Source organism: Pseudomonas sp. CGJS7 (assembly GCF_036961695.1).
In genome coordinates this window covers 39,093-52,936 of the sequence record NZ_JBAMDI010000051.1, presented here as the reverse complement: position 1 = coordinate 52,936, position 13,844 = coordinate 39,093, and the positions used below count along the sequence as shown (strand labels likewise).

The 13,844-nt window shown below is 46.9% G+C and carries 10 protein-coding genes; 3 read left to right on the top strand and 7 right to left on the bottom strand.

What is annotated here, in order from left to right:
- Positions 1–70: 70 nt before the first annotated feature.
- A complete protein-coding gene (locus tag V7787_RS27015) occupies positions 71–907 on the bottom strand; it encodes a phosphotransferase (RefSeq protein WP_336090339.1) in 837 nt (278 codons plus the stop codon).
- 514 nt (positions 908–1,421) lie between these two features.
- Here V7787_RS27015 and V7787_RS27010 point away from each other — a divergent pair.
- Positions 1,422–2,357: a KpsF/GutQ family sugar-phosphate isomerase gene (locus tag V7787_RS27010; RefSeq protein WP_336090338.1), complete on the top strand. Its 936-nt coding sequence runs from the start codon at positions 1,422–1,424 to the stop codon at positions 2,355–2,357.
- Between the two features lie 364 nt (positions 2,358–2,721).
- A complete protein-coding gene (locus V7787_RS27005) occupies positions 2,722–3,738 on the top strand; it encodes an XcbB/CpsF family capsular polysaccharide biosynthesis protein (protein ID WP_336090337.1) in 1,017 nt (338 codons plus the stop codon).
- Positions 3,739–3,801: 63 nt separating this feature from the next.
- On the opposite strand, the gene galU is transcribed toward V7787_RS27005, so the two are convergent.
- Together galU and V7787_RS26995 are read right to left on the bottom strand one after the other, a co-directional pair.
- Positions 3,802–4,641 (bottom strand): UTP--glucose-1-phosphate uridylyltransferase GalU, encoded by an 840-nt coding sequence (gene galU / locus V7787_RS27000; RefSeq protein WP_336090336.1) that lies wholly within the window; start codon positions 4,639–4,641, stop codon positions 3,802–3,804.
- Positions 4,642–4,689: 48 nt separating this feature from the next.
- Positions 4,690–5,487 carry a S1/P1 nuclease gene (locus V7787_RS26995; RefSeq protein WP_336090335.1) on the bottom strand — a complete coding sequence of 266 codons (798 nt, stop codon included), beginning with the start codon at positions 5,485–5,487 and terminating at the stop codon, positions 4,690–4,692.
- Between the two features lie 252 nt (positions 5,488–5,739).
- On the opposite strand from V7787_RS26995, the gene V7787_RS26990 reads away from it, so the two are divergent.
- The gene (locus V7787_RS26990; RefSeq protein WP_336090333.1) at positions 5,740–10,437 is read left to right on the top strand and encodes a CDP-glycerol glycerophosphotransferase family protein; all 4,698 of its coding nucleotides are present in this window, start codon (positions 5,740–5,742) and stop codon (positions 10,435–10,437) included.
- Positions 10,438–10,540: 103 nt separating this feature from the next.
- Here the strand turns inward: V7787_RS26990 and V7787_RS26985 are convergent, their stop codons facing one another.
- The 4 genes from V7787_RS26985 to V7787_RS26970 all read right to left on the bottom strand — a co-directional run bounded on the left by V7787_RS26985 (position 10,541) and on the right by V7787_RS26970 (position 13,815).
- Positions 10,541–11,269, bottom strand: a complete 729-nt coding sequence (locus V7787_RS26985) for a CatB-related O-acetyltransferase (protein WP_336090330.1) — start codon at positions 11,267–11,269, stop codon at positions 10,541–10,543.
- A 304-nt stretch (positions 11,270–11,573) separates the two neighbouring features.
- Positions 11,574–12,557, bottom strand: coding sequence for a hypothetical protein (locus V7787_RS26980; RefSeq protein WP_336090328.1), 984 nt, complete (start codon positions 12,555–12,557; stop codon positions 11,574–11,576).
- 11 nt (positions 12,558–12,568) lie between these two features.
- Positions 12,569–12,988, bottom strand: a complete 420-nt coding sequence (gene tagD, locus V7787_RS26975) for a glycerol-3-phosphate cytidylyltransferase (protein WP_336090325.1) — start codon at positions 12,986–12,988, stop codon at positions 12,569–12,571.
- A gap of 53 nt (positions 12,989–13,041) precedes the next feature.
- Positions 13,042–13,815: an acyltransferase gene (locus V7787_RS26970; RefSeq protein WP_336090323.1), complete on the bottom strand. Its 774-nt coding sequence runs from the start codon at positions 13,813–13,815 to the stop codon at positions 13,042–13,044.
- Positions 13,816–13,844: the final 29 nt, after the last annotated feature.

The window sequence follows — 13,844 nt, the reverse complement described above, 5'->3', positions numbered from 1 at the left end:
CGGCTTTCGGAGAAAAAAACTGGTCCGCTCAGCTGATTTTCTTACGCAGTGCCATCAAAATGAGATCAGATCAAAGCATTGTCAGGAGGTATCGGTACTTTTCCAAGAGAACGGCTAAGCGGCCTTGCTCCTTGTACTCCTGAATCGTCTCTGCCCTCAGGCAGTGATAGAGGGCTGTCAGCAGGAAGATGTAGCGTTGATTTCTAATCGCGTCTTCTTGGTCGAAATGCAGAGGCAGGGTCTCGCGGTAGGTCTTGTTGAATTGAGCTTGAGCAACGAGAAAGGCTGGCATCTCCTTTCGGCGAAAAAGGCTCCCGAGATAGGCCCCTCCGTCGAATCCGACACGGCCAATTTTTACCTCGCTCCAGTCGATGAGGTATAGGCGGCGTTTGCGGATGAAGAGATTCTTTCGCAGATAGTCCATGTGGCTGATGCATTTGGGGCTTTGCTGCGCCATGCGTGCAAGATCGCGTAGCAACGGTTTGAACCCCCTGAGATGTTCGGCAATGCCCGTGAATCGACAATCCTCGAGCGCAAGTCGCTCCAATTCAGGAAGGCAACGCGCAAAATTGAAGCGTGGCCGCAGCATGAACCATGGTTGGAAAAAGTCCATGCTCCAGAGGAGTAGATTCTTGGAGCTCAGCCTGGCCTGCAGGTAGTCATGACTTCGAGTTTCGAGCTCGGTGATTCCGCGGGCCAAATGAAAGCCGATAGCTTCCATGCGGGGTGGTCGTCCTCGTACGTATCGGGTGAAAATTAAGCTTTCCCATGGCGTCTCGATTACGCCTAGGCAGGGGGGGTAGCGAAAATAGATCGTGCCTTTCAGCATCCCGTCATGACGGTGGAACCGAGCTTCCTGGCTGCCAATGAATGCCAGCTTGCGAATCGATTTTTCCACTACATCCATTGGCTCCCCTGTGGCAGGGTCGATCAGGCGGTGGTAGCGAACATAATTTACAAACGACGCATTGGACCTCAGGTCCCGACTGGTAATAGTTAGGGGCGCCCCTTTCCACTCTGGGATCAGGGTATGAATGTGCTGCTCGAGCGAAGCCCGAAACCAGCGGAAGTGGGTTTTGCCTCGTGCGGTAGGGGGGGGGAGAACAGTCATCAATTCTAGTCAGGCGTAGTCGTCTTGGCTGTACGCATTTTTTTGGGGGTGGACATCCTGCGTTATCAGAGCCCTGCGTACAACAAAAAGTTCTCCGGCGAGGAGGCGTAGCCGGCCCCGTCAAGCTGTCGCGCCATGTTCGGTCCTGTCATGGGCAGGCGCATCGGGGGATTCTCATCGGCAAGGCTGGAGTGGTCGTCGATTGATGCTGAGCAAGCTTATGTGGTCGGTTAGCGCCAGAATCCTTTGCTTCGCGTCCTAAAGACTTTAAGATCCAGGTTCTCGCAAACCCGTAGCATCAGGGACGGAAATGAACCACCTTACCATCGCCAAAGAAGCCCTCATTGCCCAAGCTCAAGCTGTTACCCAGCTGGCTGACAGATTGGATGGTGAGTTCCAGAAAGCCGTAGAGTTGATTCTCGGGTGTAAAGGGCGAACGGTGGTCTGTGGGATGGGCAAATCTGGCTTGATCGGTCAGAAAATGGTTGCCACTTTCGCATCTACTGGGACGCCAAGCTTTTTCATGCATCCCGCAGAAGCCTTTCACGGCGACTTGGGGATGCTTAAGTCTGTAGATGTTCTGATTCTCATCAGTTATAGCGGCGAAACCGAAGAGCTTATAAAGCTGATTCCAAGCTTGAAATCGTTTGGAAACAAATTCATTGCAATGACAGCGAGCAGAACTTCGACGCTGGCGCAACACGCTGATATCTGGCTGGACATATCCGTCGAGCGTGAGGTCTGCCCTAATAATCTCGCTCCTACTACGTCAACTATTGCTACTATGGCGATGGGCGATGCATTGGCAGTAGCTTTGATTGAGGCGATAGAGTTCAAGCCTATGGATTTCGCTCGCTATCACCCTGGTGGAAGTTTGGGTAGGAAGCTTTTAACGCGGGTTTCTGATGTAATGCACAGTCCAGCACCGTTCGTTACTCCAGCCACGACCTTCCATGATTGCCTGCTCGTTATGACGCAGGGGCGTCTCGGTCTTACATTGGTGGCTGACGACGGTCGGCTTGTAGGTATTGTCACTGACGGCGACCTGCGGCGAGCGCTTCTAGAAAACCCTGGTGTAGTGGCTGAGCGGGTCTCAGCATTCATGACTGCTAATCCGCATGAGATTGCTTCTGACGCGTTAATCTCTGAGGCCGAAGGCTACATGCACGAAAATAAAATCCGTGCATTGGCTGTCCGGGATGCGGCTACGGGTGAGGTCAGTGGAATCGTCGAAATCTTCGACTGAGGTATTGTCAGCTGGTCCATCACCTTGATCGTCTCTGGGCGGAGGGGTGATGGATAGGTGCGTGGCCTTTCACGTTGCCGACGATCGGTCAGCTCTTGACACATAAACTGAAATATTGCGAGCCCTATGATCTTCAAGGTGGACAGCCGAAGTTGATCGTAAGGTTCCATTATCCAGAGGGTCAGGATTATGTTGATCGCAGCCTTGCTTTTGTTTGCCCTTATTCTATTTTTCTCGGGCTTGGGATGGACGCTGCATTTGATCCATAATGAAGAAAGCTTAGTAGAGAACTCTCAAGCTATTGACTTGGTGTGATAGGCGGTCGATACTCCTATGTTTTCGATTTAGAAGACGCGGATTGGGTATGGCGACAAAGACAAAAAAGGTTGTACTGGGGGGGCAGGTCGCTGAAGTATTGGCGGATCTAAATTCGATAGATTATGTTCACGTAGATCACTCGGCATATGGAGATTGCGAAAATCTTATCCATGTTAGTCGAAAAAATCCCCTTGCTAAATCTTATGTGGTCGAGTTAGCTAACGCCGGGTTTAGCCTGTATAAATCTAATGACCATATGTCAAGCTTTGTTCGGAATAGCGTGGTACCAGATTTATGGCATAGGGTTAAGGCTGGTGAATTCAAGACTGCCCACGGTCTGGTCTACCAGTTGGAAGTCCCGAAAGTTCATAAGGCATCCAGGATGTTGGTGGTGTTTTCGTCTATTGGCGAGGACATTTTTACGTCTAGCCTAATGAGGCTGTTTACTTTTAATTTCAAGTCTATCGGCAAGTATTTGCCTGCCGATACTGCAGTTTTGCGTATCGCAGATTTGGGGGGCGTTGTAGGTAGTTTCTACCTGAATAACAATGCGGATCCAGAGTTTGCTCATCGTGTGACATCGTTAATTAATACAGTTGGTCAAGAGTTAGGCGTAGAAAAGGAAAGTATCACGCTGTATGGGGCGTCGAAAGGGGGTACAGGCGCTCTCTATCATGGGGTTGTGGGTGGGTTCAATGCTGTTGTCGTCGACCCTATCGTCTCAGATGAATACTATGAGAGCGTTTTCAGGGACTCTCATTTTACGATTGGAACTTTCCCTGAAAGCAAGCAGCAGGTTTTTGCGCGTATTTTAGACTCTGATTTAAGGTTGAAGCAGAGTATCTCAATTGTTTACTCTTCGCGCTCGCCGCAATATGATTATATTAATCGGATAGTAAAAAAGTCACGCGTAGGAAGGCAGTTTGATTATCTTAATTCAGTCAATTCGTTGATAAACGACCATCCCGATGTTGGTGCTCAGACTGTGAATATCGCAGTTATGCTTATGAATATTTCACTCTATCAGATTCCTACAAAGTGCTACTGTTTGGATGTCGTATAGCTTGAAACGCTTTGCCCTTTGCAAGTACCTGATGGGGGCATTAATAAATGCCCCTTCTCAAATTCAGTATGCTTTGCCTGCTTTGTAATAATTCTCGAAACAGAAATTTGTTGCGTCGATGTATCCTTCAGCTCCACCGCAGTCGAAGCGTTTGCCTTGGAATTTGTAGGCTATAACGCAGCCGCTTTGGGCTTGTTTCATCAGTGCGTCGGTGATCTGAATTTCGCCACCTTTGCCTGGCTCTACGTCGGAAATAATATCAAAGATATCAGGAGTCAGAATATAGCGGCCGATGATGGCGAGATTTGAGGGTGCGTCTTCTGGCTTCGGTTTCTCCACCATGTTGGTGACACGGTATATATCATCGCGAATCATGTCGCCTGCAATTACGCCGTATTTGTGGGTTTCTTCTGGTGCTACTTCTTGAATCGCTACAATCGAGCACCGGAATTGTTTGTAGAGCTTGACCATTTGTGTGAGGACGCCATCGCCTCCCGGATTGACGCAGAGGTCGTCTGCCAAAACTACAGCAAATGGTTCGTCGCCAATTAGCGGGCGGCCAGTCAGGATTGCGTGGCCCAGCCCTTTCATCTCAGTTTGGCGAGTGTAAGAAAATGAGCAATCGTCAAGCAACCGGCGAATGCCGACCAAATACTTTTCCTTGTCTGTGCCTTTGATTTGATTTTCAAGTTCATAAGAAATATCAAAATGATCTTCCAGGGCTCGTTTGCCGCGCCCTGTTACAATGGAAATTTCACTAAGGCCTGCGTCAAGCGCCTCTTCTACCCCATATTGAATAAGTGGCTTGTTAACAACAGGCAGCATTTCCTTGGGCATTGCCTTAGTGGCGGGTAGGAAACGGGTGCCATAGCCGGCTGCGGGAAATAAGCACTTCTTGATCATGATAAACCTTAATCTAAATTTGAAGCTAAATTAGCTTTCAGTGAAAGTTCATTTGAATATTGAGTTTAAAAGGCGTCCAAGTCGAGTTCCTGCTGTTAGTAAGCGCTCGTCAACAATTGGTGAGTTTGCCTTATAATAGTCATCGCCCAGTCGAATTGGGTGTTTTGTCTTGGCTAGGGCATAACTTCCTCCATAAATTACCCGTTTAGCTATGTCATGGCTCTCCATTGCCCAGTCTTCGGGGGTGCTTTGCTCAACGCTTTGTCGTTTGTTGAGAAGCCTTCTAGCCATAGACTCAGGGCTTTGATGCATGCTCCTGATTATGATGGTGTCCCAAACCTTGTGGAGTTTCCACCTTTGACGGCTTGGGAGGGTACGCATATTGCCGGTCTCTTGTATCGCATGCAAGGGCTGATGGACATCCCCTACATAATGTATCAAAAATTTCAAGGCATATTGCGTTTCAGTTGTTATGCGTTTAGTGCGCATATACTTCTGAAGCTCGGTTTCAGCATCGTAGATGCCAGCAATAACGCATCGATATTTGCCTGAGCAGTCTCGCCGCTCCGAGTAGCTGCGCGCATTAAAAGGTATTTTTACAACATGGCTTATCTGCGGCACAGCGCTATTGCCACGCATCAGATCTGCCCAAGAGGCGACGTCTGCGATTTCGCCGTTAGCAGACCGCTGCATTATTTGATCAATATTAGCTCTGGCTTCGGGGGTGAGCTGTTTCTGTGCGATGAGGGCTACTACCTTATGGCCTTCCTCTCCCCATCCAAATGAGCTCTGACAATGGCTGGCCAATAAGCAGAAGGCGAGTGCAATCTTAAATTTGCCCGGCATGGGAGCAGCCTCAAGGAACATGAGTCAATATTGTGGCGCCAATAGGTTGACGTACTTGGTTTTTGTGTTTAAATCGAACCATGGCTAGGGTATCATTCATCGTTTTTGACGCAAGCCGAAATGAGAAGGTCATTGCGCTTCGCATCAGGATACTGTTCAAGCAAGATCATGAGGGTTTGAGTAACGATGGATTGTTAGTAGAAACTTAATTTCTTGACAAATTTTAAGCTAGGTATTCCCGAAAGGTGCGTGATGACTGAAGTTGTAAATGTTGATGGCTCTTTGCTACTGTCGGACACTCTGAATGTCGAGGGCAAGCGTCAGGTGCAATTGTTAGGTGATGATTCTGAGAACTTACGCCTACTTCGTACACAAATATTTTCGCAAATTAAGGCGGTAGATGGAGGGCACTTCGACTGGATTCAGGCGTCGCCAGATGCTAGCTCCGAGGGATGCCTGAGTATCTCGCTTTTTGCAGGTGTAGACGCAGATCTTTTCTTGATGTTCGACTTGGCTGACCGGCAACATCTTCATCAGCTGCAGAGTGATGGCACATCTGTGCTGAGCAATTTTAAAAAAATTTTAGTGCCGGGCCTGTGGTTGGCCAGAAGCTTACTCAAGGATAAAAAACTTGGATTGCAATCTTCAGATATCGTCGTAGTAGGGTCTCCACGAATAGATTACCTCCGGTCGATGAAAGAGAATTACAGAAGAGTAACTACAGATTCGACTCCACGTGTGTTGTATGCGCCCATTCACGGAAACTGGTTTGATCCCTCCGGCAATGCTATGAGCTCAAGCGAAAAGTTTTCGGGTTATATTGAAGAGCTTGGTCGCCATTGTACTTTGGTAGTTGTTGAAGATCCGCGTAATAAGGTTAACAAGAAACCGATTACTCAGGAGTTGATCGAGGCGGATGTAGTAGTCACTGACTATACATCTTTAGCATATGAAGCTTGGGCGCTTGGTAAGCCTGTCATATTCCCACGTTGGATCGTAGGAGATGCGATATTTGACAAGGCCCCAAAATCAGCTGAGGCGGAAATATATCGACGAAACCTCGGCTATCATCCAGGTAGCTTTGAGGAGTTTCTTACGCTGATTGAAAACTCCAATGAGCTCGAAATTGCCGAAGACGTTAGAGCATTCTGCAGGGATTATATTAATAATTTCGAAGAGTCAAACAGCGCATCAAAGATATGTAATTTGTTACAGCATTTAAGTGATCCGCTTTTGCTCGAGAGTGAAAAAGAAGCTCGTGAGCAAGCTGATCTGAATTTGAAAGAAAAGCACTGGGCCCAGGCAGAGACTGCGCTGATGAGCTTGCTTTCGATCTACCCAGATGATGTGAGCTTGAACAATAAGCTCGCCATGGCATTTCAAGGGCAGCATAAGTGGTGGCAGGTTATATCATCCCTGCAAAATGTTCTAAAAATTTCCAATGATGATGCAGATGTTTATCACCGGTTGGCTGTGGCAGAAAAGAAAATGGGTCATTTCCGATCCGCTGCTGCTGCATATACAAAAGCTATAGATCTAAGTAGTACAGTACCTGCTGAGTGGTATTATCGCTTAGGGTATTGCTATGAAAATGATTGTCATGAAGGGCCCGCCGACTTACCTGCAGCTATTGCGGCGTATAATAAGGCATGCTCTCTTGATAAGAAACATAAAGCGGACAAGTACGGTATCGGTACCTTCCATGCTGCTGCTGGACGATGGTCGAAAGCTAGTAGTGCATTCACTGACCATAAGCTCGTATTAAAGTTTGATTTCGACCTCAACTTCCGATTGGGTAGGGCGCAAGAGCGATGCTACCTTTGGGCTGATGCGGAGGCTTCTTACCGTACTGCCGTCGGCTTAAGAATGAAATCGGCAGATTCTCACTTCCGACTCGGATTCACATTGGAGCGCCAAAAGAAATACTCCCAGGCTTTAGAGTCCTACAAATATGCGATTCGTTTGGGAGGTAAAGGGCTTGCTGAATGGCGTTATCGCGCTGGCATGGTATCGGTCGAGATGGGCCGTTTTGACGAAGCCTGTAACTTCTTCCTTGCCATCAAAGGCGAAGCGGCAGTTGTAGATTTTGACAAGAGACGGTATGAAGCGTCATTGATGTCGTACCGTGTCGAAAACGTCGAATCTGATCTGGAGACAAACCCCAGTGTAAGTGGGGCTTGGCTTGAGTTATACGAGGCTCATTTGCAACGCGGCGACACTGAACTGGCTCACAAAGGGCTGGAAAATGCCGCTGTTTATGCTGAGGAGAGAGAAGTAGCGAAACTGATTTCACTCTCTACTGGTCTGACTAACAAGTTATCCGAGGCAGATCTGATTGAGGCTCGCCTCAAGCGCGATTGCACGAATCCCAATACTTGGATGTTGTATAGCAAAGTGTTGGTAGCGCTCGGTAAGCTAGGCCCAGCAGCAGAGGCTGTACAGCAAGCCATCTGGCGTACCAATGAGCATAATCCGGAGATGTATTATGAGCTGGGCAAACTTTGGGCGCTGGCTGGAGAAGGGGAGAGGGCTTGTGCAGCATTCCAGGCGTATAAAATTATTCAGCGTCCCCACGGTGCGTATGAAGACAAATTCCTGACTGACCATGCGCTTAACTTCCACGCCACCTACAGAGAATACGTAGATCTTCTACCGCTCATGGAGGATGCCATACTCTATGAGGTTCACAACGGATCTTCAATGGCGTGCAACCCACTGGCAATTTTCGATTATCTGATTGCCGATGGAAAGTACGCAGACCGTAACCACTTCTGGGTAGTGAACGATATTGCGGGCGTAGATCAAAAATATAAAGGTTTAAGGAATGTCTTCTTTGTAAAGCGAGGGAGCGCACTCTACCTGCGTTTGATTTCGACCTGCAAATATCTAATTTGCAATGGTACTTTTGCAGAGTACTTTGTTAGAAAGGCTGGTCAGCAATACCTAAATACCTGGCATGGTACGCCGTTGAAAACGCTTGGACGAGCGATGAATACGCCACCGTATACCCGTGCTAACACTGCTCGGAACTTCTTGCATGCTACGCATTTAATTTTCCCTAACGAGCATACTCGTCAGACACAAGTTGAAGGTCACAGCATTGATCGAATTTTAAAAGGGGCACAGTTAATCAGCGGTTATCCGCGTAATGACCAGCTATTTAATATCGATCATGATAAAGTCGATGAAATCCGAATTTCTTTGGGCATCACCGGAAGAAAGCCAGTTGTTTTGTTTGCACCAACCTATCGGGGTAGCTGGAACTCACCGCAGTTGGAAGCAGAGTATCTGATTGAGCAGCTTAAAAGTATTATATCGAATGATTATGTTTTATTGTTCCGTGGCCATCATTTGGTAGAGAAGCAACTTGTTGAGTTGAACTTGCCTGTTAAGTTGGCGCCGCAGTCCATTGATACAAATGCATTGTTGCCAGTGGCAGATGTTTTAATTTCAGATTACTCTTCAATCATCATCGATTATATGACGCTCAAGCGTCCAGTGCTTCACTTCATTCCTGATTGGGATGAATACAAAGATGAGCGGGGCTTGTACTTTGAGCGGGATCAACTTCCATGGCCTCAGTGTGAAACCACTGAAGAGTTGAGTGCTTTGATTCATAGCGCTCTCGGCGATCCTGGTCTATATGTTAATGATGCTTACAGAGAGTTCCATGAAAACTTCTGTGGGGTTGAAGATGGGAGATCTACACAACGTGTAGTTGAGTTCTTCTTTAATCACGGTAGTGATCATTGTGTTAGACGGCACGATAAAAAGCCAGTTGTAGTACGATCTGCGTTAGGCACTATCAACGGCGTTGCTACATCAGCAATTTCTTTGGTACAAAACTTGGCAGCGCAAGGCAATGAAGTGGTCGTCTTGCTGGACTCCGTGGAGTTGCGTAAGGAAGAAGCAGGGTTCGATGCGATCCGCAAGCTAGAAGAAGTTGCAAACGTCATTTTCAGAAGCGGCCGGACCTCAATGAGCCTAGAGCAGCAATGGGTTTCCGATAAGTTTAACTCAGAGGGCCTCTTCTATTCTCCGGATATGCAGGAGGTGTATGAGATTGCATGCCGACAAGAGTGCTATCGTGTTTTGGGCCCTCTGGAAGCCGATTTCAGCGTTGAGCATCAGGGGTATCATCCGTTCTGGGCTGGCTTCATGGCTGCTTTACCTGCGAATCGTCATCTTATCTACCTTCATAATGATATGCTGGAAGAGTCAGAGAAACGCTTGCCGAACTTGAGAAAGGTCTTCAAGTTCTATGAAAAGTATGATGCATTCCTGAATGTGTCCGGAAGCTCAATGGAGATTAATAAAGAAAGTTTCAGAGCGATTAATCCTGAGATTGTTGATAAGTTTCATTTGGTGCGAAATGGGCTTGATGTCAATCGGATTATTAATGATGCAGATATCGATCTTGATGATGAGGGGCTCAGTGCGCTGAGATCAGATAGTCGATTCAAAATTGTAAACGTTGCTCGTATGTGGCCTGAAAAAAACCAGGTTCGACTTATTGAAATGGCTAAAGTGCTGGTCGATCAGGGGCACGATATTGCGGTTTATATTTTGGGTACTGGGCCACTTTACGCGCAGTTAGAAAACCTTATTAAGGAGCTGGGCCTGAGGGATAGAGTTATTTTGCTTGGAGTTAAGCGAAATCCGTTCCCGTTTGTTAAGGCTTCACAGTGCCACGTACTTTCTTCGGACTATGAGGGGCAAGGTATTGTGCTTCTTGAAGCTATGACTCTGAATGTACCTTGCGTATCAACCAATATTCCTGGGCCAGATGATGTCCTGGCAAATGGCTTAGGAATTCTTACTGAACTTTCCGCGGAAGGTCTGGCAGAAGGAGTAAAAGAAATTATTAATGGTACATTTACCCCGCGGAAATTTGATGCGCGTGAGTATAACGCTACTGCATATAACGACTTTTCTATGGCTGCGAAATAGTGTGAGCGCCAGTTAACTCTGGCGCTATTTAATAGGCTGAGGTATTCATTTCCTCAGCCTATTTTATTCATTCTGATAGTGTTTTGATTTTCTTTGAAGCGTGTTAAATATCGCTAAGGAATTCGAACACCTTGGGTGAAAAGATATCGATTTCACCAGCCTTAATGGTTTCCGTTAGCTTTGTGCAAAAAACCTCTGGGTCGCTAAACCCGATTTCGCAGATTCGACGTGGATCATAGTTCCACCAGTTAAGACTCGACAGCTTTTTTATAAGGCTTTCCGAGAAGCGATATTTCAGGATTTTTGCTGGATTTCCACCAACTACTGCGTAGGGGGGAACGTCCTTTGTCACGAGGCTACCCGCTGCGACTACTGCACCGTTCCCGATAGTTATCCCCATGCGCAGCGTTACATCTCTTCCTATCCAAACGTCATTCCCAATAATTGGGTAATTCTTCCTGTCAAACTTGTGCCAATTGTATTGATTGGTCTGCTCTGCGGAAGTGAAATCACGTACTAGGTCATTGCCGGGTCGGAACGTAATTATTGATGTTGTAACGAGATCCATGGGGTGGTGAGAGTCGAGAATCACCAAGCCTGTTGATATGGAACAGTATCTTCCAACTTTCATGGGCTCTGGTAGTGCTGAGTAAGAATAGGAGAGGGCGCCAATTGAACACAAACCAGAGTATTTTCCTCCGCCTACGCAGCCTTTGTAAGGTCCCTTGTATAAGGCGGAGTGGCTTTCAATTCTAACGGTCTTGTGTATTGGAATGTCTATACCTAGCTGTAACCAGCCGTATTTATGCTGGGTAGGTCTCGGGGAGTTCAAGCGGAAAAGTACTCGACTCGTCCACAGTTGATGCGCCTGCTCCTGGGTTACTATCATCGAACCTCCGGATTTTTAGACTCAGGGCTTAGGATTCCTGATTTATGGGGGGCAACTATCCATGGCTATGGCGTTGCGATAAGATTTGTAATATACATTCTTAACTTAGCATTGGATGCATGGGGCGTCTGAAAAATTCTAGGTTTACGAAAACATTGGGCGCTCCTTATCTATTGGATGGCTCTGGGCCTGTTGCGTTTACAGGCCCTGTCGCAGCACTTTTTAAGCAGTGTAGATATAATGGGTCTTAAGTTTGAATGGGTTTAGATACTTTTTTGGCTAAGCGTAAATTACCTGAGTCCCAGACTTCATTGATTGCGTTTGCAATAAGCTCGTAAGACTTGCCTAGGGTACGACGTGGGAGATATGACTCCATGAATTGCAATGTTTGCAAATCAGGCTGCTTTACTGTTCGAATCATATCTACCATTTCTTCAAAGCTGTCGGCGTGTAGACCCAGTCTCTGATGATAAATGTGGCTTTCGGCCGACCCCAAGTTATCGTAAAGATTGCCCTCGCCAATCAGCCAGGAGGGGAATATCACCGGTTTACCTAGCGCCCAAGCTTCATAGACGAGAGTGCCTCGATCCGCAATGACGACATCCGCCTCGATTAATTTTTCAAATGTTGGTTTTTTTGATTCGCGCAAATTGGGATGCAGAGAGCAGTCGTAATCAAACAGTTCTCGTAGTTTTTCTTCATAAGGGATCATTCCAGGATAACTTGAGATTGGTCCGACTTTGCTTTCTGCATTATGGGTGGGAGCCCAAAGTACTTTGATCTTGCGGAAAGGAGACATTTTTCTCAAGCGATCTGCAAGTGTTAGCTCTGCTAGTTTCTTTTTCTGAGCCTGAACTAGGGAGTCAATTCTTGGCCAGCCAACGACCTTGATCTGGTTGGCCGTTAGCTCTACACCTTTGGTGTTTAGTAACTTATGCTTTAACCAGTCCCCAGGCACACATACCGAGCGATATTTATTTATCTCAAAACCCCGTTGAGGGTCTCTGCGGGTCAGATAGTTCTTATCAGCTACGCCATGCGACATCATGACGTGAGCTCGCCGGTAGATGAAGAACGTAACATTGACGGCCCCTGGCCGAGTAGAAACAGGGGCCTCAGTCGCTTCCCAACCTAGCAAATGAGAGTTGATGCCAGCCGCGAATTCCTGTTCCAATAGACGAAGGTTTTCGCTGGCTACGTAGGTGTAATGAACCTGTTTGGCGTCACTCATTTTATTTAACCTCAGGCGACTGCTGTCGTAGCTGGGGTTTTTAAATGAGATTTGATCAGACTACTGGAAATATCTGGTGTGCGTGGCAGATATACGACTTCACATATGTCGCTTAAGAAATCGAATTTACCTTCCCAGTCGTCCCCCATCACAAAAATGTCAACATTGTGAGTGATAATGTCTTGACGCTTCTGTTCCCAGTTGAGTTCAGGGATGACTAGGTCGACATGACGGCACGCAGCAACAAGTTGGCTTCGATCCGCATAGCTCGAGTACGATTTCTTACCTTTGCCTTCGTTGAAGCTGTCTTCGGAGACGGCAACGATAAGGCGGTCACCCAGTGATCTTGCGCGCTGCAGGAGGCGCACATGGCCGACGTGAAACAAGTCAAAGGTACCATAGGTAATTACAGTTTTAGCACGAGTGCTCATGTGATCTTCCTGATTATGAGTCAAATTGTTTTGAGTGAGATGGTCTGTGGCGTTCAGAGGCTTCTGACGAATTCTTTGCACTCTTCATCAACTTTGTAGCGTGAACGAGACCAAGTTACTCCGTTCTTTATTACTTTGGCAGGTATGCCAACCGCAAGAGAGCAGGCTGGGATATCCTTGGTAACCACTGAAGCCGCTCCTATAATGGAGCCTTCACTTATTCTGTTTCCCGGTAAAACTATAACACGTTTGCCAAGCCACACCCGAGGCTCAACAATTGTGTGTGAATCATCGGAGTTGATCAACTCCATTGTCTCGATATCTACAATTCCGTGAGCGTCATGGCCTTGAATGACTACGTCCTCACCAATCAAACATTGCTTACCAATGCTAATGCCGTTGCCATGCACAGCGATATGGATACCTCTTGAGGTCACAGCTTCACCTACGCAAATCTCAGGCTTTAAATTGTTTAGCCGTATGTCGAATTTCCCTTCGCAATTTGCACCGATGAACACTTTTGCATGGCTCTGGCGGAACATGATTCTAATTTGAGCTGAGTCGCTGAGAATCACGAGTTTGCAGTGTGAGACGGTTTTTTTACCAAGAAATTTAATTTCAACGTTTTTTTTACGTTGCAGGATATCGTTGAAAATTTTTTCAGTAGTGTAGAGAATGCAGGTCTCATCAAATAGCTCGGGCAATATTTTTTTTGCGGCAAGCTCTGAGAGAGGGATCTTTTTAAGGCTAAGTGCACGTGTATCTTCCCCAACCATTTTGTCGATACTTATTGCGGGGAAAATTGATTTAAATAGTTTCTCAATCATAGGATTGGCTCCTCGTTTGTATTTACTTG

What these genes read in the sequence shown, in the direction of transcription:
- V7787_RS27015 (WP_336090339.1), bottom strand. Translation starts at nt 907, where the DNA reads ATGGATGTAGTGGAAAAATCGATTCGCAAGCTGGCATTCATTGGCAGC.
- V7787_RS27010 (WP_336090338.1), top strand. Translation starts at nt 1,422, where the DNA reads ATGAACCACCTTACCATCGCCAAAGAAGCCCTCATTGCCCAAGCTCAA.
- V7787_RS27005 (WP_336090337.1), top strand. Translation starts at nt 2,722, where the DNA reads ATGGCGACAAAGACAAAAAAGGTTGTACTGGGGGGGCAGGTCGCTGAA.
- galU (WP_336090336.1), bottom strand. Translation starts at nt 4,641, where the DNA reads ATGATCAAGAAGTGCTTATTTCCCGCAGCCGGCTATGGCACCCGTTTC.
- V7787_RS26995 (WP_336090335.1), bottom strand. Translation starts at nt 5,487, where the DNA reads ATGCCGGGCAAATTTAAGATTGCACTCGCCTTCTGCTTATTGGCCAGC.
- V7787_RS26990 (WP_336090333.1), top strand. Translation starts at nt 5,740, where the DNA reads ATGACTGAAGTTGTAAATGTTGATGGCTCTTTGCTACTGTCGGACACT.
- V7787_RS26980 (WP_336090328.1), bottom strand. Translation starts at nt 12,557, where the DNA reads ATGAGTGACGCCAAACAGGTTCATTACACCTACGTAGCCAGCGAAAAC.
- tagD (WP_336090325.1), bottom strand. Translation starts at nt 12,988, where the DNA reads ATGAGCACTCGTGCTAAAACTGTAATTACCTATGGTACCTTTGACTTG.
- V7787_RS26970 (WP_336090323.1), bottom strand. Translation starts at nt 13,815, where the DNA reads ATGATTGAGAAACTATTTAAATCAATTTTCCCCGCAATAAGTATCGAC.